The sequence below is a fragment of the Aestuariibius sp. HNIBRBA575 genome (assembly GCF_040932005.1).
In the GTDB taxonomy this organism is placed as follows: Bacteria; Pseudomonadota; Alphaproteobacteria; order Rhodobacterales; family Rhodobacteraceae; genus CANLNM01.
The window spans coordinates 3,072,681-3,093,664 of sequence record NZ_CP162414.1; the positions used below are offsets into that span (position 1 = coordinate 3,072,681).

26 protein-coding genes are annotated in these 20,984 nt (G+C 55.3%); 11 read left to right on the forward strand and 15 right to left on the reverse strand.

Translation table 11 applies throughout. The features are described from left to right. The first annotated feature begins 106 nt into the window (after positions 1–106). From accD to AB1F12_RS15510, 6 genes are all read left to right on the forward strand, one after another. Positions 107–1,057 (forward strand): acetyl-CoA carboxylase, carboxyltransferase subunit beta, encoded by a 951-nt coding sequence (gene accD, locus AB1F12_RS15485; protein ID WP_368185263.1) that lies wholly within the window; start codon positions 107–109, stop codon positions 1,055–1,057. A gap of 26 nt (positions 1,058–1,083) precedes the next feature. Beyond that, a complete protein-coding gene (locus tag AB1F12_RS15490; protein WP_368188391.1) occupies positions 1,084–2,316 on the forward strand; it encodes a folylpolyglutamate synthase/dihydrofolate synthase family protein in 1,233 nt (410 codons plus the stop codon). A 179-nt stretch (positions 2,317–2,495) separates the two neighbouring features. Continuing rightward, positions 2,496–3,119 (forward strand): rhodanese-like domain-containing protein, encoded by a 624-nt coding sequence (locus AB1F12_RS15495; RefSeq protein ID WP_368185264.1) that lies wholly within the window; start codon positions 2,496–2,498, stop codon positions 3,117–3,119. Positions 3,120–3,133: 14 nt separating this feature from the next. Further along, positions 3,134–3,916 carry a LysM peptidoglycan-binding domain-containing protein gene (locus AB1F12_RS15500; RefSeq protein WP_368185265.1) on the forward strand — a complete coding sequence of 261 codons (783 nt, stop codon included), beginning with the start codon at positions 3,134–3,136 and terminating at the stop codon, positions 3,914–3,916. Between the two features lie 176 nt (positions 3,917–4,092). Further along, positions 4,093–4,728 (forward strand): rhodanese-like domain-containing protein, encoded by a 636-nt coding sequence (locus AB1F12_RS15505; RefSeq protein ID WP_368185266.1) that lies wholly within the window; start codon positions 4,093–4,095, stop codon positions 4,726–4,728. 36 nt (positions 4,729–4,764) lie between these two features. After that, positions 4,765–5,619, forward strand: coding sequence for a LysM peptidoglycan-binding domain-containing protein (locus AB1F12_RS15510; protein WP_368185267.1), 855 nt, complete (start codon positions 4,765–4,767; stop codon positions 5,617–5,619). An 89-nt stretch (positions 5,620–5,708) separates the two neighbouring features. On the opposite strand, the gene zapE is transcribed toward AB1F12_RS15510, so the two are convergent. Beyond that, complete coding sequence (gene zapE / locus AB1F12_RS15515) at positions 5,709–6,770, reverse strand: cell division protein ZapE (protein WP_368185268.1); 1,062 nt, start codon at positions 6,768–6,770, stop codon at positions 5,709–5,711. A 144-nt stretch (positions 6,771–6,914) separates the two neighbouring features. On the opposite strand from zapE, the gene AB1F12_RS15520 reads away from it, so the two are divergent. Then, positions 6,915–8,150 carry an MFS transporter gene (locus AB1F12_RS15520; RefSeq protein ID WP_368185269.1) on the forward strand — a complete coding sequence of 412 codons (1,236 nt, stop codon included), beginning with the start codon at positions 6,915–6,917 and terminating at the stop codon, positions 8,148–8,150. A 1-nt stretch (position 8,151) separates the two neighbouring features. Here AB1F12_RS15520 and AB1F12_RS15525 read toward each other — a convergent pair whose 3' ends face one another. From AB1F12_RS15525 to AB1F12_RS15555, 7 genes are all read right to left on the reverse strand, one after another. Beyond that, positions 8,152–9,090 (reverse strand): OmpA family protein, encoded by a 939-nt coding sequence (locus AB1F12_RS15525; RefSeq protein ID WP_368185270.1) that lies wholly within the window; start codon positions 9,088–9,090, stop codon positions 8,152–8,154. Next, positions 9,087–9,659, reverse strand: coding sequence for a peroxidase-related enzyme (locus tag AB1F12_RS15530; RefSeq protein WP_368185271.1), 573 nt, complete (start codon positions 9,657–9,659; stop codon positions 9,087–9,089). The genes AB1F12_RS15525 and AB1F12_RS15530 overlap by 4 nt, the downstream gene beginning before the upstream one ends. Further along, a complete protein-coding gene (locus tag AB1F12_RS15535; RefSeq protein ID WP_368185272.1) occupies positions 9,656–10,387 on the reverse strand; it encodes a GNAT family N-acetyltransferase in 732 nt (243 codons plus the stop codon). Before AB1F12_RS15535 ends, AB1F12_RS15530 begins: the two co-directional genes overlap by 4 nt. Next, complete coding sequence (locus AB1F12_RS15540) at positions 10,384–11,103, reverse strand: competence/damage-inducible protein A (protein ID WP_368185273.1); 720 nt, start codon at positions 11,101–11,103, stop codon at positions 10,384–10,386. The genes AB1F12_RS15535 and AB1F12_RS15540 overlap by 4 nt, the downstream gene beginning before the upstream one ends. Before the next feature lie 80 nt (positions 11,104–11,183). Beyond that, complete coding sequence (locus AB1F12_RS15545; RefSeq protein WP_368185274.1) at positions 11,184–11,720, reverse strand: TetR/AcrR family transcriptional regulator; 537 nt, start codon at positions 11,718–11,720, stop codon at positions 11,184–11,186. Between the two features lie 329 nt (positions 11,721–12,049). Beyond that, a complete protein-coding gene (locus tag AB1F12_RS15550; protein ID WP_368185275.1) occupies positions 12,050–12,601 on the reverse strand; it encodes a histidine phosphatase family protein in 552 nt (183 codons plus the stop codon). Then, complete coding sequence (locus AB1F12_RS15555) at positions 12,598–13,098, reverse strand: HIT family protein (protein ID WP_368185276.1); 501 nt, start codon at positions 13,096–13,098, stop codon at positions 12,598–12,600. Before AB1F12_RS15555 ends, AB1F12_RS15550 begins: the two co-directional genes overlap by 4 nt. On the opposite strand from AB1F12_RS15555, the gene AB1F12_RS15560 reads away from it, so the two are divergent. The 4 genes from AB1F12_RS15560 (at position 13,073) to map (ending at position 15,700) form a co-directional block, all read left to right on the forward strand. Then, positions 13,073–13,558 carry a MarR family winged helix-turn-helix transcriptional regulator gene (locus tag AB1F12_RS15560; RefSeq protein WP_368185277.1) on the forward strand — a complete coding sequence of 162 codons (486 nt, stop codon included), beginning with the start codon at positions 13,073–13,075 and terminating at the stop codon, positions 13,556–13,558. The genes AB1F12_RS15555 and AB1F12_RS15560 overlap by 26 nt on opposite strands. Continuing rightward, entirely contained in the window at positions 13,555–13,842 is a 288-nt protein-coding gene (locus AB1F12_RS15565) for a DUF1330 domain-containing protein (RefSeq protein ID WP_368185278.1), read from the forward strand. Before AB1F12_RS15560 ends, AB1F12_RS15565 begins: the two co-directional genes overlap by 4 nt. A gap of 295 nt (positions 13,843–14,137) precedes the next feature. Then, positions 14,138–14,824 (forward strand): DNA/RNA nuclease SfsA, encoded by a 687-nt coding sequence (gene sfsA, locus AB1F12_RS15570; protein ID WP_368185279.1) that lies wholly within the window; start codon positions 14,138–14,140, stop codon positions 14,822–14,824. 66 nt (positions 14,825–14,890) lie between these two features. Continuing rightward, positions 14,891–15,700, forward strand: coding sequence for a type I methionyl aminopeptidase (gene map / locus AB1F12_RS15575; protein WP_368185280.1), 810 nt, complete (start codon positions 14,891–14,893; stop codon positions 15,698–15,700). Between the two features lie 21 nt (positions 15,701–15,721). Here map and AB1F12_RS15580 read toward each other — a convergent pair whose 3' ends face one another. The 7 genes from AB1F12_RS15580 to AB1F12_RS15610 all read right to left on the reverse strand — a co-directional run bounded on the left by AB1F12_RS15580 (position 15,722) and on the right by AB1F12_RS15610 (position 20,939). Next, on the reverse strand, positions 15,722–16,369 hold the full coding sequence (locus AB1F12_RS15580; RefSeq protein WP_368185281.1) for an HAD family hydrolase: 648 nt from the start codon (positions 16,367–16,369) through the stop codon (positions 15,722–15,724). Then, positions 16,366–16,920 (reverse strand): 16S rRNA (guanine(966)-N(2))-methyltransferase RsmD, encoded by a 555-nt coding sequence (gene rsmD / locus AB1F12_RS15585; RefSeq protein WP_368185282.1) that lies wholly within the window; start codon positions 16,918–16,920, stop codon positions 16,366–16,368. The genes AB1F12_RS15580 and rsmD overlap by 4 nt, the downstream gene beginning before the upstream one ends. After that, positions 16,917–18,128 (reverse strand): NAD(P)/FAD-dependent oxidoreductase, encoded by a 1,212-nt coding sequence (locus tag AB1F12_RS15590; RefSeq protein ID WP_368185283.1) that lies wholly within the window; start codon positions 18,126–18,128, stop codon positions 16,917–16,919. Before AB1F12_RS15590 ends, rsmD begins: the two co-directional genes overlap by 4 nt. Positions 18,129–18,226: 98 nt before the next feature. Further along, entirely contained in the window at positions 18,227–18,514 is a 288-nt protein-coding gene (locus tag AB1F12_RS15595) for a 4a-hydroxytetrahydrobiopterin dehydratase (protein ID WP_368185284.1), read from the reverse strand. Next, entirely contained in the window at positions 18,511–19,695 is a 1,185-nt protein-coding gene (locus AB1F12_RS15600; RefSeq protein WP_368185285.1) for a GNAT family N-acetyltransferase, read from the reverse strand. Before AB1F12_RS15600 ends, AB1F12_RS15595 begins: the two co-directional genes overlap by 4 nt. Positions 19,696–19,725: 30 nt before the next feature. Continuing rightward, the gene (locus tag AB1F12_RS15605) at positions 19,726–20,478 is read right to left on the reverse strand and encodes a glycerophosphodiester phosphodiesterase family protein (RefSeq protein WP_368185286.1); all 753 of its coding nucleotides are present in this window, start codon (positions 20,476–20,478) and stop codon (positions 19,726–19,728) included. Continuing rightward, entirely contained in the window at positions 20,475–20,939 is a 465-nt protein-coding gene (locus tag AB1F12_RS15610) for a RidA family protein (protein WP_368185287.1), read from the reverse strand. The genes AB1F12_RS15605 and AB1F12_RS15610 overlap by 4 nt, the downstream gene beginning before the upstream one ends. Positions 20,940–20,984 lie beyond the last annotated feature (45 nt).

The window sequence follows — 20,984 nt, forward strand, 5'->3', positions numbered from 1 at the left end:
GACAGGATATTGCGCAACAGGGCATTTGCTCGCCGAACCGGCGCTGGATGATTGCAATCCGAATCCCCGCAGCTTATTTGGGGAACGCAACGTCAGGGAAGCCCAGATGAACTGGATTACGAATTACGTCCGTCCTCGGATCAACTCGATTTTTTCGCGCCGCGAAGTGCCGGAAAATTTGTGGGTCAAATGTAGCGAATGCGGCACCATGCTGTTTCACCGCGAATTGGCTGACAATCTAAATGTCTGCACCAATTGCGATCACCATATGGCGATCACGCCGCGCGACCGGTTTACCGCGCTGTTTGATGGTGGCATTTTTGTCGAAATCGACGTGCCCGACCCGGTTGCCGATCCGCTGCAATTCAAGGATCAGAAAAAATACCCTGACCGCATGAAGGCCGCCCAGAAAAAGACCGGTGAAAAAGAAGCGATGCTGGTTGCCGAAGGCGAAATTGGCCGCACGCCGATTGTCGCCTGCGCGCAGGATTTTGGGTTTATGGGCGGATCAATGTCCATGTATGTGGGCAATGCGATCATCACTGCGGCCGAACGCGCTGTGGCGATGAAACGCCCACTGGTGCTGTTTTCCGCCGCAGGTGGCGCCCGGATGCAAGAGGGCATTTTGGGCCTGATGCAGATGCCGCGCACAACCATCGCGGTTGAAATGCTCAAAGAAGCGGGCCTGCCTTATATTGTCGTGCTGACCCACCCGACCACCGGGGGTGTAACGGCCTCTTATGCGATGCTGGGCGATGTGCAGATTGCGGAACCCAATGCGTTGATCGGCTTTGCCGGGGCGAGGGTGATTGAACAAACCATCCGCGAAAAGCTGCCCGAAGGGTTCCAACGCGCGGAATATCTGCTGGATCACGGCATGCTGGACCGCGTGACCAAACGTCAGGACATGAAGGACGAATTGGTGACAATCGTGCGCATGTTGATGGGCCAAGACGCCCCGATCCGCGCCGATTTGCCCGCCCCCACCGAAGAAGAGCTGGCCGAGACCACCCCTGAAACGCCCGTTGACGCGGCGCACGAGGCAAAACCAGAGTGAGCGGGTCCGATCTCATCCTGCAACGGATGATGGCGCTGCATCCTAAAATCATCGACCTGACGCTGGACCGGGTCTGGCGTCTGTTGGCAGCGCTGGACAACCCGCAGGACAAACTGCCACCGGTCATCCATTTGGCCGGCACAAACGGCAAAGGATCGACCCAAGCGATGATCCGCGCCGGACTAGAGGCGGCGGGCAAATCCGTCCACGCCTATACATCCCCGCATTTGGCCCGGTTCCAAGAACGGATCCGGCTAGCTGGCACGCTGATCAGTGAACAGCACCTGACGGATATTCTGGATCGCTGCTACGCCGCCAATAACGGCGAAAACATCACCTATTTCGAAATCACGACCGTCGCGGGCCTGCTGGCCTTTGCCGAAACCGCCGCTGATTACACATTGCTAGAGGTCGGCCTGGGCGGGCGGCTGGATGCCACCAACGTGATCACGCCTGCCATATCGGTCATCACCCCAATCGATCTGGATCATCAGCAATTTCTGGGCGACACCCTGCCTGAAATCGCGGGCGAAAAGGCCGGGATCATCAAACGCGGCGTGCCTTGTGTGGTTGGCCCACAACAAGACGACGCCATGGATGTGATCGAAGCCACAGCCGCCAAACTGGGCGCGCCCCTGCTGGCCTATGGTCAACACTGGCATGTCAGCGAAGAAAACGGGCGCATGGTGTTTCAGGATGAAACCGGGTTGCTGGATCTGCCGCTGCCCAATCTGCCGGGGCCTCATCAGATTATGAATGCCGGGGCCGCCTTGGCCGTTTTGCGGCATCTGGGTTGTGACGCCGCCGCCTGCGAGGCGGCCGTGACGCAGGCGTTCTGGCCTGCGCGCATGCAGCGCCTGACCGACCACCCCTATAACCAGATCGCCCCCGGTGCGGAATTGTGGCTGGATGGCGGGCATAACCCCGCCGCTGCACATGCCATCGCCGCCACGTTAGACGGACTGCCCAAACGGGCCACGCATCTGATCTGTGGGATGCTCAATACCAAAGACGTGACCGGCTATATGGCGCCGCTTGCCAGCTTTGCGACGCATCTGCATGCCGTGTCCATTCCGGGTGAGGCAAACACCCTGCCCGCGACTGAAACAGCGCAGGCTGCACGCGATAGTGGCCTGACTGCAAGCAGCGCAAATGACGTCGCCGAAGCGATCGCAACCATCACAAAGCAAGAGCCGCATGCGCGCATTTTGATCTGTGGGTCGCTTTATCTGGCCGGAAATGTGCTGCGACAGGGCTAAAACACCCCGATTCGCGTCTGAAATGCCGAATCACCCCACGAAATTGCAAAAGTGATTCGTTTTCCTTTGACGGGTGATTCGTGATGCCCCTATATATTGGTATTGAGCCAACATAAGCGCGACCTGCCAGTCGTATTTACTGTATCTTGTGGAGGCAAAGTATTTAAGGGGGGAATGCAATGCGTGCACATGCCGCAAAAGCAGTCGGGGTGCTCTCGGCCGTTTTGTTGTCATCCACACAGGGTGCCGCACAAGACGCAAATACTGAAATCAGCTTTATCTTCAACGGGCAGCAAATGTTGATTGCCCGAAACCAGACGTTTGACGCCAACATGGTCGAAACATTTGCCACGCCAGTCGAAGGCTGCGAAGGCATGTGCCTTGCGCCCTTTCAGGCTGCGGCGGGTGTTCAGACAGTCGGCGAACGCGAAGTTCTGGAATTTCTGACCACCCAGGTCGCCGCTGGCACGGGTCTGTTGGTTGACGCCCGCCTGCCCGCAAATCGCGGCAAAGGCTTCATTCCGGCATCGGTCAATGTCCCAAATGAAACACTGGCCGAAGGCAATCCCTATCGCAACGACATCCTGACAGCTTTGGGCGGTGTCCAAACTGAGGGCAGTTGGGATTTTCAGAACGCCTATGACCTGATCATTTTCTCCGAAGGTCCCAGCACGGATCAATCAGCCCGCCTGATCTCAACCTTGATCGACGCCGGATACCCCACGTCAAAATTGCAATTCTACCGCGGTGGAATGCAGGCCTGGGCCGCTCTTCGTTTAACTTATGTAAAACCCCAATCTTGACGGGAAACATCGCAATGACTTCTAAAACAACAATTTTTGCAGCCCTTGCATTCGGTAGCATCACATTTGTCGGCGGCAGCCTGGTGACTTGGAAACTGGTCGAAAAATCCATCCAAGACGCCTTGGCCCAGCCCCAAGTGACCCGTCAGGCGACAGATTTGAACACCAGCGTTCCGGCCTTGGCCACGGCAGAACCTGCCGCACAGCCAGCCCTATCGCCATTGGCGCAACGTCAGGCCAATGCACGTGTGGCCGAAGAAACAACCACCAGCGATGAATCGCGCGCCACGTTCATGGCGTTGATGGAATTGGCCGCTGAAACCCATGATCAGGCCAACACAGCAACAACATTGAACGAAAGCATTTCAGAGGATGCCGTCGCAGCCCTCGCCACGGGTCGGGACGAAGCAGAAGTCGTGGAATTGCTGGCAAATGCGGCCAATAACGGGCTGATCCACATCCCAGAGGGCGTGCAGGCCGCAAATGGTCAGGTGGATGCCCGCGCTTTGTTGTTCAGTTTGGTTGAAAAAGCCGTCAGCGAAGAAGGCATCGACACCAGCGCGTCCGCGCAAATGGTCAACGCCGTTGCCTCTGTCACACCACAGCGCCCGCCGGTTTCTCGTCATACACAGGACGCCTATTATGTTGTGGAATCCGGCGACAGTCTGGCGTTTATCGCGCTGCAATATTACGGCCGGACAGATGCCTATCGTGTCATCTACGAAGCCAATCCTGGCACCTTATCAAGCCCGGATCAAATCCGAGTTGGGCAGCGATTGCTGATCCCAGCCATCTAAACGCTGAAAAATCGGCCATTCGGGTCGAATAATTGAAATACAAACGCCGAATCACCTTGGTAATGGATTGACGAAGGTGATTCGCACGAACTACATCTGGTAGTCACAATCCTGTGCGCATCGCCTGCCAGCGAGCATACCTAAATATAGCGTACACGTATTGGGGGGTAACATCGATGAAAACACACGCGCGTATTCTATGTGCAGCAACATTGCTGGTATCAACCAGCGTTTCTGCCCAAGAGGTCAATATAACAACGTTCAAAGAACAATCGACCTTTGTTCTGAATGGGCAGAGTTTTTCGATCGAACGTGATCAAAATCAGGACCACATGCTGACGGGCGAATTTTCACGCACCTCGCGTGCCTGTCCCCCGTTTTGCATTCAGCCCATGCAGGCCGCGGCCGGTGTTGAAACTGTTGGCGAACTCGAAGTGTTGGATTTCCTAGAAGACGTCGTATCCAACAATACCGGGTTGCTGGTGGATAGCCGCCTGCCGGAATGGTTCAGCAACGGCACTATTCCGGGTGCCGTGAACGTGCCCTTTGCGACGCTTGACCCATCCAACCCCTATCGCAGCGATATTCTGCGCGCATTAGGGGCGACGGATCTGGGATCTGGGCTCGATTTTTCGAACGCGATGGACCTGATGCTGTTTTGCAATGGCCCGTGGTGTGAACAAGCGACAATCGCCATCAACAATCTGGTTGGTGCCGGATACCCCACAAACAAGATTTTCTACTACCGCGGTGGAATGCAATCCTGGCTGCAACTTGGCCTGACTGTCACCGCCCCCAATTCAAATGGCTAACGCCTGCGTGAAAACAACAAAAGAGACGACAAGATCATGATCCGTTCCGTAATTGCCATCTTTAGCTTTGCCGTTGTGCTGTGCTTGTTCATTATTTTCCGCAGCACCGGTGAACGCCAACCTCAGGTGGCGGATATTCCACCGGCGCCGGTGATCCCCCAAGAGGTCGTCGAAGTGACACGCGCCCCGGCAGAACCGATGATCATTCCCGCCGAACGCCGCCCCGCCATGCCCGTCGACGCAATGGTTCAGCCGCAATCTGAGCGAACCGGCATCATGACCGACAGCACGTCGATGCAGGACATGACCATTAACGTTTTGGCTGATCTGGGTCTGGCCACAAATGAACCGCCGGTGCCGTTGGTGGATGAGAACCTGCAAAACACCGCGTCCATTCTGGCCGGAATTCAGGCTGTGACAGGACGGGACGCTGATATTGCGCCGCGCGAAAGCCTGCAAAATCTGGTGGTCACTGCGCTACAGGCCGGCGAAAGCGACGCCTATATCGACGCGCTGATCAACGAAGCCGCCAAGCAAGGTGAGATCACCGTGCCAGAGGTTCTGGTGACGTCGGATGGCCGGGTTGATACCGCGACATTGCTGTCCAACATTGTCACACAGGCCCAAATCGCAGCCACTGGTGTCGCACCAGAGGTGCCGGTTCTGGACCCCACACAATCCGAAGGCGTTGAGGTTCGCGTTGTGCAGCGCGCCACCGAAACCGTTCAGAACAAATTCTATACGGTTCAGCGCGGCGACAGCCTTGGCGGGATCGCGATCAAATTCTACGGGAATGCAGCGGAATACCGGAAAATTTTCGACGCAAACCGCCAATTGCTATCCAGCCCGGACACGATCCGCGCCGGGCAGCGGTTGTTCATTCCGACCTAACCCTTCTGGGTGGGTCATACCTGTTAGGCAGGGCAAGGGGGCGGGCTTAGGCGCGTCCCTTTGTTTTTGGTCTGGCGCATATTTGCGGGTTACTCCGCCTCGCGGCCCCAATTTTCGCCCTGCATTTCCCGCAATCGGCTGGCGGTGCGTTCAAATTCAAACGTGCCTTCGCCTTCGAGGTAGAGCATTTCAGGTTCAGCCGCCGCCGATCCGATCAATTTGACGTTGCCCTCATAGAGCGCGTCAATCAGGGTCACAAACCGTTTGGCTTCGTTGAAATTGGACCGGCCCAGCGCGGGAATATCGTCGAGCAACAGCACACGCACATTGCGCGCCAATTCCAGATAATCCGCAGCGCCCAGCATTTTTCCACAAAGATCAAAGAAGCTACAGCGCGCTACACCATTGTGAAAATGGGGGATTTCGACCTCGCGGCCTTTGACTTTTAGGATCAGGGGGCGAGTATCCCCGGCGGTCAATTCCTGCCAAATCGCGGCCATTTTCGCACGGGCATCTGCATTATTTGGGCTGAAATAGACCTGCGACCCGGCCAGTTTACGCTGGCGATAATCCGTCTCGCTCGCCAGTTCCCAGATGTTCAGGCGATCCTTAATCTGGGCGATAAACGGCAAAAACAGCTGCCGGTTCAGCCCGTTTTTATACAGATCATCCGGCACGCGGTTGGATGTCGTCACAATCGTCACGCCCGCATCAAACAACGCTTCGAACAGGCGGCCGACGATCATCGCATCGGTGATATCCGTGATCTGCATTTCATCAAAGGCCAGAAACCGGATGTCTTTGGACAGGCTGTCAGCAACCGGTTTGATTGCGTCATCCACACCAGTGTCACGCGCCGTTTTCATTTCGGCGTGCACCCATTGCATAAACGCATGGAAATGTTCGCGCCGCTTGGGCACGCTGACCGCATCAAAAAGCAAATCCATCAACATGGATTTCCCACGCCCCACGCCGCCCCACATATAAAGCCCACGCACCGGTTCAGGCGCCTTGCGAAACAGGCCCTTTTTCACCGGTTCGGCCAGTTGCGCGCGAATGCGTTCTAACTCTGGCAGGACCTCTTCTTGGACGGGGTCATGATGCAGATCGCCGACATCCACACGGGCATTATATACGGATTGAATTGTCATATCCGTTCTTTAATGCCCGCTCATCCGTTTAGAAAGCGTGCAAATCCCGGATTGCCGCTTTGTGTTATGACCATCACAGAAATTGATACACACAGGTACAAAACATGAATTGACGTTATGCCTTTTCGTTACAAAGATGCACGCATGGAACGTAAATCACCCTTAATGACCCCCGTCCTGATTGCAGGGTGTATCATCATCATGATGAGTTTTGCCGTACGTGCCTCGTTTGGGGTGTTTCAAATCCCCATCGCAGAAGAGTTCAACTGGCTGCGGGCAGATTTTTCATTGGCGATTGCCATTCAGAACCTCGCTTGGGGCATTGGACAGCCGATTTTTGGTGCCATCGCTGAAAAAATCGGGGATCGCAAAGCCATCATTATGGGCGCGCTGATGTATGCGGCCGGGTTGCTGCTGTCATCGGGGGCAACCACGCCGATCGCGCATCAATTCTACGAAGTCTTTGTCGGATTTGGCATTGCAGGCACCGGGTTCGGGGTGATTTTGGCCATTGTGGGCCGTGCGTCCAGTGATGAAAACCGGTTCATGAGCCTGGCCATTGCCACCGCCGCCGGGTCCGCCGGGCAGGTCTTTGGCGCGCCGATGGCGGAATGGATGCTGGGGTTCATGTCGTGGCAATCGGTGTTTGTGGCCTTTGCCGGGATGATCATCCTATCGCTGGCCGTTTTGCCGATGATGCGGTCGCCACAAATCGCCACCAAAGCCGAGCTGGAAGAAAGCATGGGCCAAATTCTGGGCCGCGCATTCCGGGACCCAACCTATACGATGATCTTTTTGGGCTTCTTTTCCTGTGGCTATCAACTGGCATTTATCACCGCGCATTTCCCGGCCTTTGTCGCTGAAATGTGTGGGCCGATCATGACCGGCGGTTTGCTGGATGGGTTGGGGATTTCGACCACATCGGCATTGGGCGCGATTGCGATTTCGCTGATTGGGCTGGCCAATATCGGCGGCACATTGATGGCGGGCTATCTGGGCAAACGCTATTCCAAGAAATACCTGCTGGCCGGGATCTATACCGCGCGGACGATTGTTGCGGCCCTGTTCATATTGGTGCCGATGACACCAATGACGGTCGTGATTTTTTCGATTGCGATGGGGTCATTGTGGTTGGCAACTGTGCCGCTGACCAGTGGTCTGGTCGCGCATATTTACGGGCTGCGGTACATGGGGACGCTCTATGGGATCGTGTTCTTTAGCCACCAATTGGGGTCGTTCCTGGGTGTGTGGCTGGGGGGGCGGATGTATGACATCTACGGCAGCTATCAGGCCGTTTGGTGGGTTGGTGTGGGCGTTGGCGCGTTTTCGGCGTTGATCCATCTACCGATCCGCGAAAGCCGCGCGCCCATCGCCGCCTAGCCTATTCGTTGGACACCATGATCACTTCGACCCGGCGGTTGGCTTCGCGCCCCTCGGCTGACAGATTGCTGGACAAAGGCGACAGATAGCCCATGCCTTCGGCCCCCAATTGGGCGCGGTTGACCTGATATTCACGCACCAACCGTTCCAGAACAGAGCCAGCTCGCCGCTTGGACAGGGCGATGTTGCCGTCCAGCGACCCTTGGCTATCGGTGTGCCCAACCAACGCAACCACGCGCGATGGATGGCTGTTTAGATAATCCGCCAGTGTTTGCAGACTATCAAAGGGGCCCTCACCCAGTTGCGCCGATCCGGTTTCAAAGGCCAGATCACCCAAAACAACATGCCCGTTGGTTTCCAATTGCCCGACCAAATCCCCGGCCTGTTCCGGCGCGATGGATGTGGTGCCGCGCATCACCGGATTGGATGCGCCGCCACGCAGACCCTGTTGACCGGTTTGCGTGACAGACGTGACCTGAACGTACCCCGCGCGACTGGACCGGCTGACAATCAGGGTCACATATTCGTCGGTTTCGCCATTTTGAGCCGCAAAGTAACGGTAATCGCCCAGATCGACATACATGTCCGGCAGACCCAGAATTTCGGTGGAAAACCTGAAATCAAACCCGCCGCATGCCTTGGTTTCGCATTCATACAGCGTGTCAAACCCACCTTGTGCCAGCTGCGTCTTAAGCGGGGACAATATCTGTAAGGTCGTTAACCCCTGCGCATCAATCCGCCATGCCTGCCGCGTAACCGCGCCTTCGGCGATGTTAAACGGGATGAACCCGTCCACCCATGGCCCAGTGGGCAATGCATACGACCCCTGAGGCGTCACGGATTCAGATTGTAACTGGGCGTTGCCCGGAAATTCCAGCACCAAAGCCCCGGCCAAACCGGGGATCAAGCTACAGATCAAGGCAAGTGCGGTTCTGATCATCGATGTGCTGCGTGGTAGTCATCATTTGGGGCCATGGCCGTCGCCGATGCCATGCGGTTGGACATGTTATAAAACCCAATGGTTGAAACAATGTCCCAGATATCGCGATCGCTAAATCCAACATCCCGCAGGGCCTGACGGTCTGCCTCGACCACGGCGTGGCTTTCTTTGGTGACCTTTTCTGCAAATAACAGCATGGCAGTTTGACGATCATCCAACGGGGCGACACGCCAGTTCATCACCAGCATTTCACCCAGCTTTGGATCGCCCGACAATTGCCGCACAGCCGCGCCATGCGCTGTCAGGCAATAAAAACATTTGTTGATGGCACTGACAGTGACGGCAATCATTTCGCGCTCTAGCTTGCTTAGGCCGCTATCGGCCAGCATCACGTCATTATAAAGCGCCGAAAACGCGTTTAGCTTTTGTGCGTCAAACGCATAGGCGCGCAGCACATTGGGCACCATGCCTAGCTTGTCTTCGCAGACGGCGAAATATTTGGCCACATCGTCGGGCAATGGGTCCATTTGCGGCAGGTTCAGCGCCGTGGGCAAGTCAGGTTTGGTCATGTGTCCTCCGGGTGAATGCGATAATGGTATTGCCCAACACAGGCAAATCCCATCGAAGTATAAAGCCCATTGGCCGCATCATTGGCCTGCGTACACACCATGGACAAATGTGACTGGCATTGCTGTTTGGCCCAGAACGCACAGGACGTCACCATGTGTCGCGCCAACCCATTGCGCCGAAATTGCGCCGCGGTTTCCATCGCGTGGACCATCGCGATATTGTCATATGTCCCAACAAAAACCGCCCCCGCGGGACGATCATGCACCCGCCCCATCAATGTGGTTTTAGGTTGGTTGGCGCGCTGCATCACCGCAAGTCGCCCCGCACCAATCCCCCCGGCCTGCCAGACTTCGATTTGGCTGACCAAAGGCGGCCAAACCTCAAAGGTTGTGATCTGAGGGGGACGTTTCAGGGCGATCTGTTCAACCGGCGCAACATAGACGTTTACCGGGTCTTTGATCCTGTAACCCCGGTCATTCAGATCCGCATCCAACGCCGTATCCCATTCGCGGATCATAAACAGGCGTGGCTGTTCCATGTCGCGCATTGCCGTTTCTGCAGCGTCGATATCGGTTGACGTCACCGGGCCAAGCGTCGTTGCCGCAGACACGCGGCTGCCCCCATTTGCGCCTTGGCGTAACGTGAACGGTCCCAGATCAAACCGCCGCAAGGCTGGCCATGACTGGTCAATCACACCGTATAATTGGCCAATGCTGGGCTGGCTCATGCAAAAACCTCGGATAAACGCACCATCGCCGCATCAAGCCGGGATGCATCCGTGCCCCGCACCACCAGATTGGACCCGTAAATCCCGTTATGCGTAAAGGGATAAGATCCAAAGCTGAGATCGGTAAATTCCTCAGCCAAGGCGGCAAATGGCCCGGCGATGTCGCCTTCTCCTCTTTCGACTCGCAATGTCTGTGACAACAGGGGCGCCCCGCCGGTCAAACGCGGCAAAAGCCCCGCCAACATGGCCTGAAAAATATTGGGCACGCCGGCCATAACATGCACATTCTCAAGACTAAATCCCGGTGCCGTGCTGATGGGATTGTCGATCAAAACCGCCCCGTCCGGAATGCGGGCCATGCGCAAACGGGCTTGGTTCAGGTCCTGACCAGATCGATCATAATGGGCCTGCAACAGGGCGCGGGCATCATCGCGCACACCCACGTGCACCCCAAAGGCAGCGGCAACACAATCGGCGGTGATATCGTCATGGGTCGGGCCGATGCCCCCAGTGGTAAACACATGGTCAAACCGGCTGCGCAGCGCCGTGACGGCATCCGCAATGGCCCCCGGATCATCACTGACAACGCGCACTTCGCGCAGATCAATGCCCTTTTCGGTCAGCGCGCCAGCCAGATGGTGCATATTCGCATCCCGCGTGCGCCCCGACAGGATTTCATCCCCGATCACAATCATCGCAGCACTAGGGTTAGACATGGTGAACCTCCGAATTTGTGGCTGCAGGATACAGCCCCCACGCGCCGCCACAACCCGGTGCGACGCTGGGGCATAAATCCTCAGGTCAAATCTTGGGTGATGTTTTGAAACACCTCTGGATCATCCATGCTGTGTGACAAAATCATCGCGCCTTCTAGGGTTGCGATCAGCGTTTCGGCGTTTTTGGCGGCTGTGTGCGCATCATCGCCCTGCCGTGTGTAAACGGCAGTCAACCACGCCAAGTTTTGGCGAAAGAAATCCCTAGTTTTAGCGGCGACGGACGCAGGAAGATACCGAATTTCGGCCCCAAACATCCCACAAAGGCACATCAATTCATCCTCAAGTTGGGCGCCGCGATACACCTGCACATATCTGTTCAGCATCACATCAGGCGTGGCATCATCTGGCGCACCAATCGCAGCCATAAACCGCTGAGTGTACCGATCAGCAATCGCGGCCCCCAGTGTTTCTTTGTTGGCGAAATGATAATGCACACTGGCCGATTTTATTCCGATTTCAGCGGCAATTTCGCGAAAACTAAACGCATGATACCCACCGACCCGCGCCATGCGTTCAGCGATATCCATTATTTTGATTGCTGTTTCGTTCTGGCTCATTTGGGCACGCCTTTGTGATTGCCTACCTACAGATAGGAACTGCCAAGAACCGGGTCAATCTGAAACCAAAAACCCGACCCGCCTATTGGGTGGACCAAATGACCAAGCAATAATCAATCCTCATGATCAGTCACTCTCGCAGGATGGGCGACCGGTGGCGGTGGTTTGGCGGCCCGCAACTCGTGTGAGACGTCAGATAACTCTGGCCTAAGCGTCATAAACTGACCCAAACGCCTAAAACCGGACATTCGAGCAAATTGCAGCGAATGTCCGGTTTGAGCCCATTTCAACCGATGCTGCGGTGACGACAAATGGCGGCTAAGGGCAGTCTATCGAATACACGGGCCTGCCCAGTGCTCGCGGATCGGAGCCTTTGGTCCTTCAAATCCTAGCTGAAGTAGTTCTTGAGCGATGAAAAAATTGATAAGTCCATGGCCGACAAATGCCACGTTTGTGTTGGTCTCAGCAATTCCAACCAGCTCTCGTGCTGCGTCTTTTGCGCGTCCTTTGAAGGCGGCATAACTTTCACAGTTCTCCTCAGCACCGCATCTCCACATCATGCGAGCAATCACGAACAATATTATGGCCGGGAGTTTGAGTGGAAGCGGCGGCAGGTTAGGCAATTCAGCTTCGCGGAATAATTCATCAGAACGGTCATACCGCTGAAATAGTGTCTTTGCTGATGATATGCTGCGCGGCAGACAGCTACAAACTACGACTTCGAAATGGTTTGCCGGAGGGGGCGTAGTTGGTGGGAGGATGATTTGTTGTGAGTCGTAGTGCTCGACCAGCGCCCGAAGGCTTGACGCACTAGACCAGGCCCATTTGTCAAATTCGACTTCTCCGTGCCTAAATAGACAAATTTCTAAGGGCTTCGTCATGCTTCACCCCTCGCAGGAGGGGGTGCGAAGTCTCCCTTACGCCGCGGTATGAGATGCAAATGCGTGTGGAAGATTTTCTGTCCCGCGACTTCACCAATATTGTGGCCAAAGTTAACCCCTTCAATTGCTGGATCTTCGCGCCTCAACGCGTCCAAGCACGCAACTGCTAGGGTGTGCATTGCCTCTCGTTCAGCGGCCGTGCAGTCGAAAACATCGCATGTGTGCCGTTTTGGGATGATAAGGGTATGCAACGGTTTCACTGGGAATTTGTCACGTATCGCGATGGCAAATTGGTTCTCTGCCACGACAAATTGTGCGTCCAGATTGCAAAATATGCAGTCATTTATGTTTGTCATCCGCAAACGCCCTTTTTGAATACGGTCATATCGGTAACCGTCACAACGGATATAGTCAATGCATTGACTATATCCGTTGTGACGCCGTAGAGTGTGATAAAAATGGGGACTTGAAATGGGTTCAAACAAAGAAAACGACATCGATCACAACATCGGTTGGCTTCTTAAGACAGCGTTTGATGTGTACCACGCAATGACGGTCCAGACGGTCCGAGAGCTGGGCTTCAGCGATGTTACCGCATCCCAAGCCCGTCTTATTGCTGTTTTCAATAAGAAATCAATACGAGCAATCGATCTTGCAGAACTGGCTGGCGTTTCCAAGCAAGCGGCCTCTGTTACCCTCTCAGAGTTGATAGACAGCGGCTACTTAGAACAGCGGAAATCTACTACTGACGGGAGGGTGCGCCTGCTATCGTTAACTGAAAAAGGTTACGCGCTGAAACGGGCAGCAGGGGATGTAAAGGTGACTTCGGAACGCATGATCAGTGCCGTGATTGGCCCCGAAGAAAAGGCTCATTTGGCGGCCCAACTCAAGAAAATTACAGCATTGCCAGTACAATCAACCCAATTGGGCCTAAGTGAGAAAGAGAGAACTTCATGACCGTACTAAACGTTGCTTTCGCCGAAATCAGAGATGCAAAGAAAATGCAGGAATATGCAGAAGCCGCCGCCCCGATCATGAAGGAGTATGGCGCTGAAGTCATCGTCAGAGGTAACTATATCAAAACCCTTCTTGGCGATCAAAAGCAGTCGCACGTGACAGGCGTCTTCCGATTTCCCGACATGGATATTGCCGAGCAATTTTACGGATGTTCCGCATATGCCGCCCTTATCCCTTTGAGGGAACAAGCTGGGGCAATGGTGTTTAACTTTTACGAGGAGTGACGTCAGCGTTGAGTGAGCGCAAAGCAATTTTGGTAAGAAGACATGGATCTGACAATGCACTTCAAAGCAGACCTTGGCATGACCGTAGCGAATGCACCCTTTGTCCCGCATATCGGGCATTGATGTTGATCTCATCCAATGGCCGGTTTGGGTCAGAAATGCTCGACGTTTAGGCTAGAATTGCATGACGTGGGCCGTTGATCGGATGCAGAAAAAACGCTGCATGGAGTCAAAGCTTTGCGGCATTCAACAACGCGCCACTTTCCCAAACCTTATGGGCGGGGTATGCATCCCTATGAACTATTCCCACCCCTTGGTTTCCGGCCACTTGATCCGTCGATATATGCGCTTTTTGGCGGATGTCGAACTGGACGATGGCCAAGTGATAAAGGCCCATTGCCCCAATCCCGGCTCGATGATGGGATTAAAGAAACCCGGCCTCAAAGTCTGGCTGGAACCCAATGATGACCCCAAGAAAAAGCTGAATTGGGGGTGGCGATTGGTTGAATTTGACGACGGGTTTGTCGGAATTGACACCGGCGCGGCCAACCGGATCGTTCACGACGCCTTAAACGCCGGACGCATTTGCGAATTGGCAGGTCTGGGCCCGATCCGGCCAGAGGTAAAATATGGGCAAAACAGCCGCATTGATTTTCTGCTCGGGGACACGACCTATGTCGAGGTCAAATCCGTCACCCTGTCCCGCCAACCGGGGCTGGCCGAGTTTCCCGATAGTGTCACTGCGCGCGGCACCAAACATCTGGCCGAACTGACTGATATGGTCGCCCAAGGCCATCGTGCCGTGATGCTGTTTCTGGTGCAACGCACCGATTGCGTTCAGGTCAGTGTTGCCGCAGATATCGACCCGGTTTACGCCAATGCCCTGAAAACGGCGCAACAAAAGGGTGTAGAAATTCTGTGCTATGACACGGAAATCACGCCAGAGTTCAGCCATTTATGCAAACCAATCCCTTTCGTTTGACGCACAGGTCTGGAACAGCGGCGCAGATTGACTTATCTGGGGTTTAACGAACAAAGGATTTGACCCGTGGACGAACCCAAAGGCCGACTGACCCGTGATGGCATCCGCATCTACGAAGATGGTGATTTTGCAGGAATGCATGCCGCCGGGGCTGTGACCGCGCGCATTCTGGATGAAATCGCCGAACACGTGTTTCCCGGCCAATCCACCGGTGAAATCGATCGGATCATCACCGCCAAAGTCACCGAATACGGCACCAAATCCGCCACGATCGGCTACAAAGGCTACGCCCATGCCAGCTGTATCAGCGTCAATCACGTGGTGTGCCACGGCATTCCCGGTGACAAAAAGCTAAAGAATGGCGATATCCTGAACATCGACGTGACCGTCATCAAGGATGGATGGTTTGGTGACAGCAGCCGCATGTATGTGGCGGGCGACAAACCCAACCGCCGTGCAGAACGGTTGATCCAAGTGACCCATGATGCGCTGATGAAGGGCATCGAGGCCGTTAAACCCGGCAATACATTTGGCGATATCGGCCACGCCATCCAAACCTACGCCGAAAGTCAGCGCATGTCTGTTGTGCGCGATTTCTGCGGGCATGGGCTGGGACGGGTGTTTCATTCACCGCCGAACGTGCTGCATTATGGCCGCCCCGGCACAGGTGCAACCCTAGAAGAGGGCATGTTTTTCACGATTGAGCCGATGATCAATCTGGGCCGTCCCGAAACCAAGGTTCTGGCCGATGATTGGACCGCCGTGACGCGGGACAAATCCCTATCAGCGCAATTTGAACATTCCATTGGGGTGACGGCGGATGGGTTTGATATCTTTACCCTGTCGCCAACCGGCACGTTCCATCCTACTTACTGATCCGGGCCTACTGATCTGGGCCTACTGATCCAGACCTAACAATGCGCTGACGTCGTCCATCGTATGGGCGACCTCTGCGCCAACTGCACGCAAATCAGCATCCTGACCGCGTTCGGCAAATCCGATACACCGCATGCCAATCGCTTGGGCCGATTTACATCCGGTCGGGCTGTCGTCAATCATCACCGCATCGCGGATGTCGATACCGGTTTGTTGCAAGGCAAAGGTCAACATATCCGGCGCTGGTTTGGGCGCGTGATTTTCACGCGATAATATCCGCCCTGCCCACCGGTCCCATAGCCCGGTTGGCCCCAGCGAATATTGCATTTTCTGCATTGGTCCATTTGACGCCACCCAGATCGAAACACCGCGCTCTTCGAGTTGGTCGATCAATTCCATCACCCCGGCGATGGTTGGCACGCCTTGCTGCAGCCGATCAAACATCTGACGGTAAATGTCATCGACCCACGTGTCCGGCAAAGTGGCCCCGCGCGACTTGGCCTCATGATAGACACCTTGCATCGTGCCACCGATGAACAGGTCCTGACACTCTGCCCCGCTAACGGGCAACCCATAGCGGGTCAGGCTGCTGGCGATGATGTCACTGACGGGGCCTTCGGTATCCACCAACACACCGTCGCAATCAAAAATCACCAGTTTCGGGATCATATTGTTGGCTCCATCAAGGTAATATGCGTGTCGCCATAGCGACGTTGTTCTAGGATATCAAAACCGGCTGGGGCATCTTGTGGTGCGTTTTCCTCGAACACAATCAAGGCATTATCCGCGATCCAGCCATGTTGTCGCGCATGTAGCAATGCCTTGGCACCCAAGCCTTTGCCATAGGGGGGATCAAGGAAAACCAGATCAAACGCCGCGCCGGAATTGGCCGCCAATTTCAGCGCGTTTCGCGCCACCAAGCTGCAATCTGCTTCGCGGCGCAATTTGGCGATGTTTTCCCGGATCAGCCGCTGCGCAACCCGGCCATCATCGACAAATGTGACATGCGCGGCCCCGCGCGACAGGGATTCCAGCCCCAACGCACCTGTCCCTGCAAACAGATCCAAAACACGCGCATCGCCGGGCATGCCATAGCCAACCAACACGCTGAACAGGCTTTCGCGGACCCGATCAGATGTGGGACGCAGATGCGCGCCCGCGTCACCTTTGCCGACAGAGGCAAGCGCGATGCCCCGATGTTGCCCTGCGATGATCCTCATGCGCGTAGCAACGCCTTCATATCGGTTGCAGGATCGGTGATCACAGACGGTGCCGGGCTTTTGCCTGCTTCGATCAGACGTTTGCCGATCATGTAGTTGCGCGGGTCATTCATCGCATCCACCGCCAACAGTTCATCCTCGCGATAATACCAGTGGGACACAGCGTCATCAGCGGTTTTACGAACGTAAACAGCGTCATAGCCAACATTCAGCCCGGCGATTTGCAGCTTGCAATCATATTGATCCGACCAGAACCAGGGTTTGGGCAGATAAGAAACCGATCGCCCCATCATGTTTTGCGCCACGATTTCCGCCTGATCGATGGCGTTACCGACGCTTTCCAGCCGCATTTGTTGACCGCGATAGGGGAAGGACGCGCAATCCCCTGCCGCCCAGATATGGGCGTCACTGGTGCGGCCAAATTCATCCGTGGCAATCCCGTTATCTAGGGTCAGACCCGCACTTTCCGTTAGGATCGATGCAGGGGTTATGCCCACTCCGACAATGGCAAAATCAATTTCCAGCTCTGTGCCATCGGTCAAAACCGCGCCGGTGACCCGTTCCACCCCGGTCAGGCGTTCCAGCCCAACAGCTTCGCGGATATCAACCCCATGTTTGACATGAAGCGCGCGGAAAAAATCGGATGTTTCAGGCGCGGCGACCCGCTGCAAAATCCGGTCGGCCATCTCAACCAACGTGACTTTCAGGCCCTTTTTGGCGGCAACGGCCGCGGCTTCTAGCCCGATATAGCCGCCACCAATGATCAGCACATGCCGCCCCGGACCAAATTCGGGGGCCATCGCATCGGCATCCTTTAGGTCGCGCACCGCATAAACACCGTTCAAATTGCCGCCAATCGCTGCGGGCAACATCCGTGGGTGGGACCCGGTGGTCAGGGCCAGTTCATCATAGTTCAGGTTTTCACCGGAACTTAGCAAAATGGTTTTGCGCGTAGCGTCGATCGACACAACACGGGTGTCTAGATGCAATGTAATGTCGTTTTGCGCATACCAATCCTGTGGGCGCAGATACAGGCGCGCCTGTTCCATGTCGCCCAATAGATAGGCTTTGGACAGGGGGGGACGCTGATAAGGGGGCACAGGTTCGGCACCAATCAAAGTGATTTGGCCATCAAACCCTTCGGCGCGCAATTTGGCGACCAAAGATGCCCCCGCCTGCCCTGCACCGATCACAACAAAATGCGCCATCCTGATTTTCCTTATCCGGCCCCGTGGCCCCAAACCTATACAGTGAGTGACGGGAAACCAATTCCATTCCCATCACATCAATGACATTGCCGCTCCGTTTACTGGGCTGACAATTGATCCATTTTGCGCGCCATTTTATCGTCCAACATGCTGAGCCCGCCATCATCATGGGTGGTCAAGGTCACATCGACCCGGTTCCAGACATTGAACCATTCCGGGTGATGGTTCCATTTTTCCGCCCACATGGCCACGCGGGTCATAAATCCGAACGCTTCGATAAAGTTTTTGAACTCAAACGATTTTGAGATCGAAATTTGGTCCTCACCTTTGACCCAACCATTTCCCAGCAATGCGTTCAAAGCTTCTGCGGTTATTTTTTCACTCATTGGTGATCCTCCCTGTTTTCCTTTTTGAACGGACCATAAGAGGTCAGAACCTCGATTTCTTCGGTTATGGCGTCACGTTCTGCGTCCAGATATTGCGCCACGGCATCGCGAAATCCAGCATCCCCGATCCAATGCAGGGAATGGGTCGCGACCGGCAAATACCCCCGCGCCAATTTGTGTTCGCCCTGCGCGCCTGCTTCGACCAGCCGCAGCCCGTTGCGAATGGCAAAATCAATCGCCTGATAATAGCAGATTTCAAAGTGCAGGAACGGCACATGCGTTTGACAGCCCCAATAACGGCCATACAAAACATCCCGTCCGATAAAATTCATCGCCCCGGCAAAGGGCACACCGTCGCGTTGGGCAAATACCAGCAACACATCGTCACGCATATCAGCGTGAACCAGATCAAAAAACGCGCGTGTCAAATAAGGTGTGCCCCATTTGCGGCCCCCGGTATCCTGATAAAACGCCCACATCGCATCCCAATGATGTGGTTGGATATCATCGCCCGTCAACTGAACAATGTCACCGTCAAAATCCAACGCCCCGGCGCGTTCACGCCGGATCACCTTGCGTTTGCGGCTGGATAGCGTCGCTAGAAACGCGTCGAAATCTTTGTATTCATCGTTTTGCCAGTGAAACTGTTGCGACACACGGTGCAATAGCCCCATTTCTGCCCCCGCCAAGGCCTCTGCTTTGGTGCAAAATGTAATATGGGCGGATGACAGTTGATTATCCGCCGCGATTTGCACCATCCCCTGCACCAACGCGCCCATACCTGCGGCTTCAAAGCCCGGACGGGTTAAAAACCGGCGCCCCGTGGCAGGGGTAAACGGCACGGCCACCTGTAATTTGGGGTAATAGCGCCCGCCCGCTTGTTCCAGCGCATGGGCCCAATTGTGATCAAACACATATTCCCCCTGCGAATGGGATTTCGCATAAAGCGGCGCTACAGCGATCAACACACCGTTTTTGCGCGCCGTCAAATACCGTGGATCCCATCCCGTGCCCGGCCCGACAGAACCGCTTTGTTCCAGTGCCTGTAAAAATCGGTAGGTCGTAAACGGATCAAAGGGCCGTCCGTTTTGCGCCTCTGGACATGCGCAGGCATCCCAGTCTTGCGCTCCGATTTGAGCGATAGAGGTCTGCAGCGTGATTTCAATGGGTTGATCTGTCATTTCAAACAGGTAGGGGACCAGGCCATTGGATCAAGCCAGATACCCTTCGAAAGTGACGTTATCCACGATCCGACGGGCCCCTTTTTCCGCATCTGCCGACCGGATGGTCCAACAGAAAACTTTCAAACCGGCCTCTTTGATTTCAGCCACCCGTGAACTGCTTAGATCATTGGCTTCGTGGCTGATAAAACAGGATTGCGTGCGCCCCAAATCTGGAATGCCGCGCAGCCGATCCCGCGTTGCGGCCGGAACGGTGGGCCAATCCTGGGGCAAATAGGCCGACGTCACGATCCCCCGCGGAATGTCCGGGCAAAGTTCGGCCATGCGCGCCACCGAATGCGGGTTAAACGACATCACCGCAACATCCCCGGAATAATCGGCCAATGCATCCGCCGTCGCCTGTTCCAAAGCGCCGACATTGGCCCCCATCGCCCCGTCCTGATCCTTTAATTCGATCAACATGGGAACTTGCCCCGCAACCAAGTTCAGGATTTCCGTCAATGTCGGAATGCCTTCGTCGGAATGTTTGAGCGGGATCGCTGCCAATTCAGCGGCCGTATGTCGGGCAATGGCCCCTGTTTGGGATGTCAGCCGCCGCAGATCGTAATCATGAAACACCATTGCAACGCCATCCTGTGACAGTTGCAGGTCGATTTCGATCCCGTAATTGCCCGCAATCGCAGCCGCAATGGCCGCGCGCGAATTTTCAGGGCGTTGCGCGGCAATGTCATGCAATGCTCGGTGGGCAATGGGCCGATTCAAAAAGGCAACAGGCAAGGTCATTTGACTTGGAACATTCCTTCGATTTCCACCGCGACACCCAATGGTAAGGCCGCCGCGCTGACAGCGGAACGCGCGTGACGCCCCGCCTCTCCCAGTGCTTCACCCAAGAAATCGGACGCGCCATTGATCACCTTGGGCTGGTCCGTGAAATCCGCGGTCGAATTCACAAATCCAGTCAGCTTTACAACCCGTACCAGACGGTCCAAATCCCCGTCACACGCTGCTTTGACCTGTGCCAACAGATTGATTGCACAGGTTTTAGCAGCGGCAACGCCATCTTCGACGCTCAGATCTTCGCCCACTTTTCCAGTGATCAGCGCGCCATCCTTCATGGAAATCTGGCCGGACACGTAAACGATGTCACCCAGTTGAACAAACGGTACATAATTGGCAGCCGGGGCCGCCGCTTCGGGCAAAGTCACGCCCAATTTCGCCAACTGAGCTTCAATAGTTCCGGTCATGATCACTCTCCGATATTTTTGCCGACGCTAGCGGCGAATGGGGCA

Coding starts and splice junctions, on each gene's coding strand:
- accD (WP_368185263.1), top strand. CDS start 107: ATGAACTGGATTACGAATTACGTCCGTCCTCGGATCAACTCGATTTTT.
- AB1F12_RS15490 (WP_368188391.1), top strand. CDS start 1,084: ATGATGGCGCTGCATCCTAAAATCATCGACCTGACGCTGGACCGGGTC.
- AB1F12_RS15495 (WP_368185264.1), top strand. CDS start 2,496: ATGCGTGCACATGCCGCAAAAGCAGTCGGGGTGCTCTCGGCCGTTTTG.
- AB1F12_RS15500 (WP_368185265.1), top strand. CDS start 3,134: ATGACTTCTAAAACAACAATTTTTGCAGCCCTTGCATTCGGTAGCATC.
- AB1F12_RS15505 (WP_368185266.1), top strand. CDS start 4,093: ATGAAAACACACGCGCGTATTCTATGTGCAGCAACATTGCTGGTATCA.
- AB1F12_RS15510 (WP_368185267.1), top strand. CDS start 4,765: ATGATCCGTTCCGTAATTGCCATCTTTAGCTTTGCCGTTGTGCTGTGC.
- zapE (WP_368185268.1), bottom strand. CDS start 6,770: ATGACAATTCAATCCGTATATAATGCCCGTGTGGATGTCGGCGATCTG.
- AB1F12_RS15520 (WP_368185269.1), top strand. CDS start 6,915: ATGGAACGTAAATCACCCTTAATGACCCCCGTCCTGATTGCAGGGTGT.
- AB1F12_RS15525 (WP_368185270.1), bottom strand. CDS start 9,090: ATGATCAGAACCGCACTTGCCTTGATCTGTAGCTTGATCCCCGGTTTG.
- AB1F12_RS15530 (WP_368185271.1), bottom strand. CDS start 9,659: ATGACCAAACCTGACTTGCCCACGGCGCTGAACCTGCCGCAAATGGAC.
- AB1F12_RS15535 (WP_368185272.1), bottom strand. CDS start 10,387: ATGAGCCAGCCCAGCATTGGCCAATTATACGGTGTGATTGACCAGTCA.
- AB1F12_RS15540 (WP_368185273.1), bottom strand. CDS start 11,103: ATGTCTAACCCTAGTGCTGCGATGATTGTGATCGGGGATGAAATCCTG.
- AB1F12_RS15545 (WP_368185274.1), bottom strand. CDS start 11,720: ATGAGCCAGAACGAAACAGCAATCAAAATAATGGATATCGCTGAACGC.
- AB1F12_RS15550 (WP_368185275.1), bottom strand. CDS start 12,601: ATGACGAAGCCCTTAGAAATTTGTCTATTTAGGCACGGAGAAGTCGAA.
- AB1F12_RS15560 (WP_368185277.1), top strand. CDS start 13,073: ATGGGTTCAAACAAAGAAAACGACATCGATCACAACATCGGTTGGCTT.
- AB1F12_RS15555 (WP_368185276.1), bottom strand. CDS start 13,098: ATGTCGTTTTCTTTGTTTGAACCCATTTCAAGTCCCCATTTTTATCAC.
- AB1F12_RS15565 (WP_368185278.1), top strand. CDS start 13,555: ATGACCGTACTAAACGTTGCTTTCGCCGAAATCAGAGATGCAAAGAAA.
- sfsA (WP_368185279.1), top strand. CDS start 14,138: ATGAACTATTCCCACCCCTTGGTTTCCGGCCACTTGATCCGTCGATAT.
- AB1F12_RS15580 (WP_368185281.1), bottom strand. CDS start 16,369: ATGATCCCGAAACTGGTGATTTTTGATTGCGACGGTGTGTTGGTGGAT.
- rsmD (WP_368185282.1), bottom strand. CDS start 16,920: ATGAGGATCATCGCAGGGCAACATCGGGGCATCGCGCTTGCCTCTGTC.
- AB1F12_RS15590 (WP_368185283.1), bottom strand. CDS start 18,128: ATGGCGCATTTTGTTGTGATCGGTGCAGGGCAGGCGGGGGCATCTTTG.
- AB1F12_RS15595 (WP_368185284.1), bottom strand. CDS start 18,514: ATGAGTGAAAAAATAACCGCAGAAGCTTTGAACGCATTGCTGGGAAAT.
- AB1F12_RS15600 (WP_368185285.1), bottom strand. CDS start 19,695: ATGACAGATCAACCCATTGAAATCACGCTGCAGACCTCTATCGCTCAA.
- AB1F12_RS15605 (WP_368185286.1), bottom strand. CDS start 20,478: ATGACCTTGCCTGTTGCCTTTTTGAATCGGCCCATTGCCCACCGAGCA.
- AB1F12_RS15610 (WP_368185287.1), bottom strand. CDS start 20,939: ATGACCGGAACTATTGAAGCTCAGTTGGCGAAATTGGGCGTGACTTTG.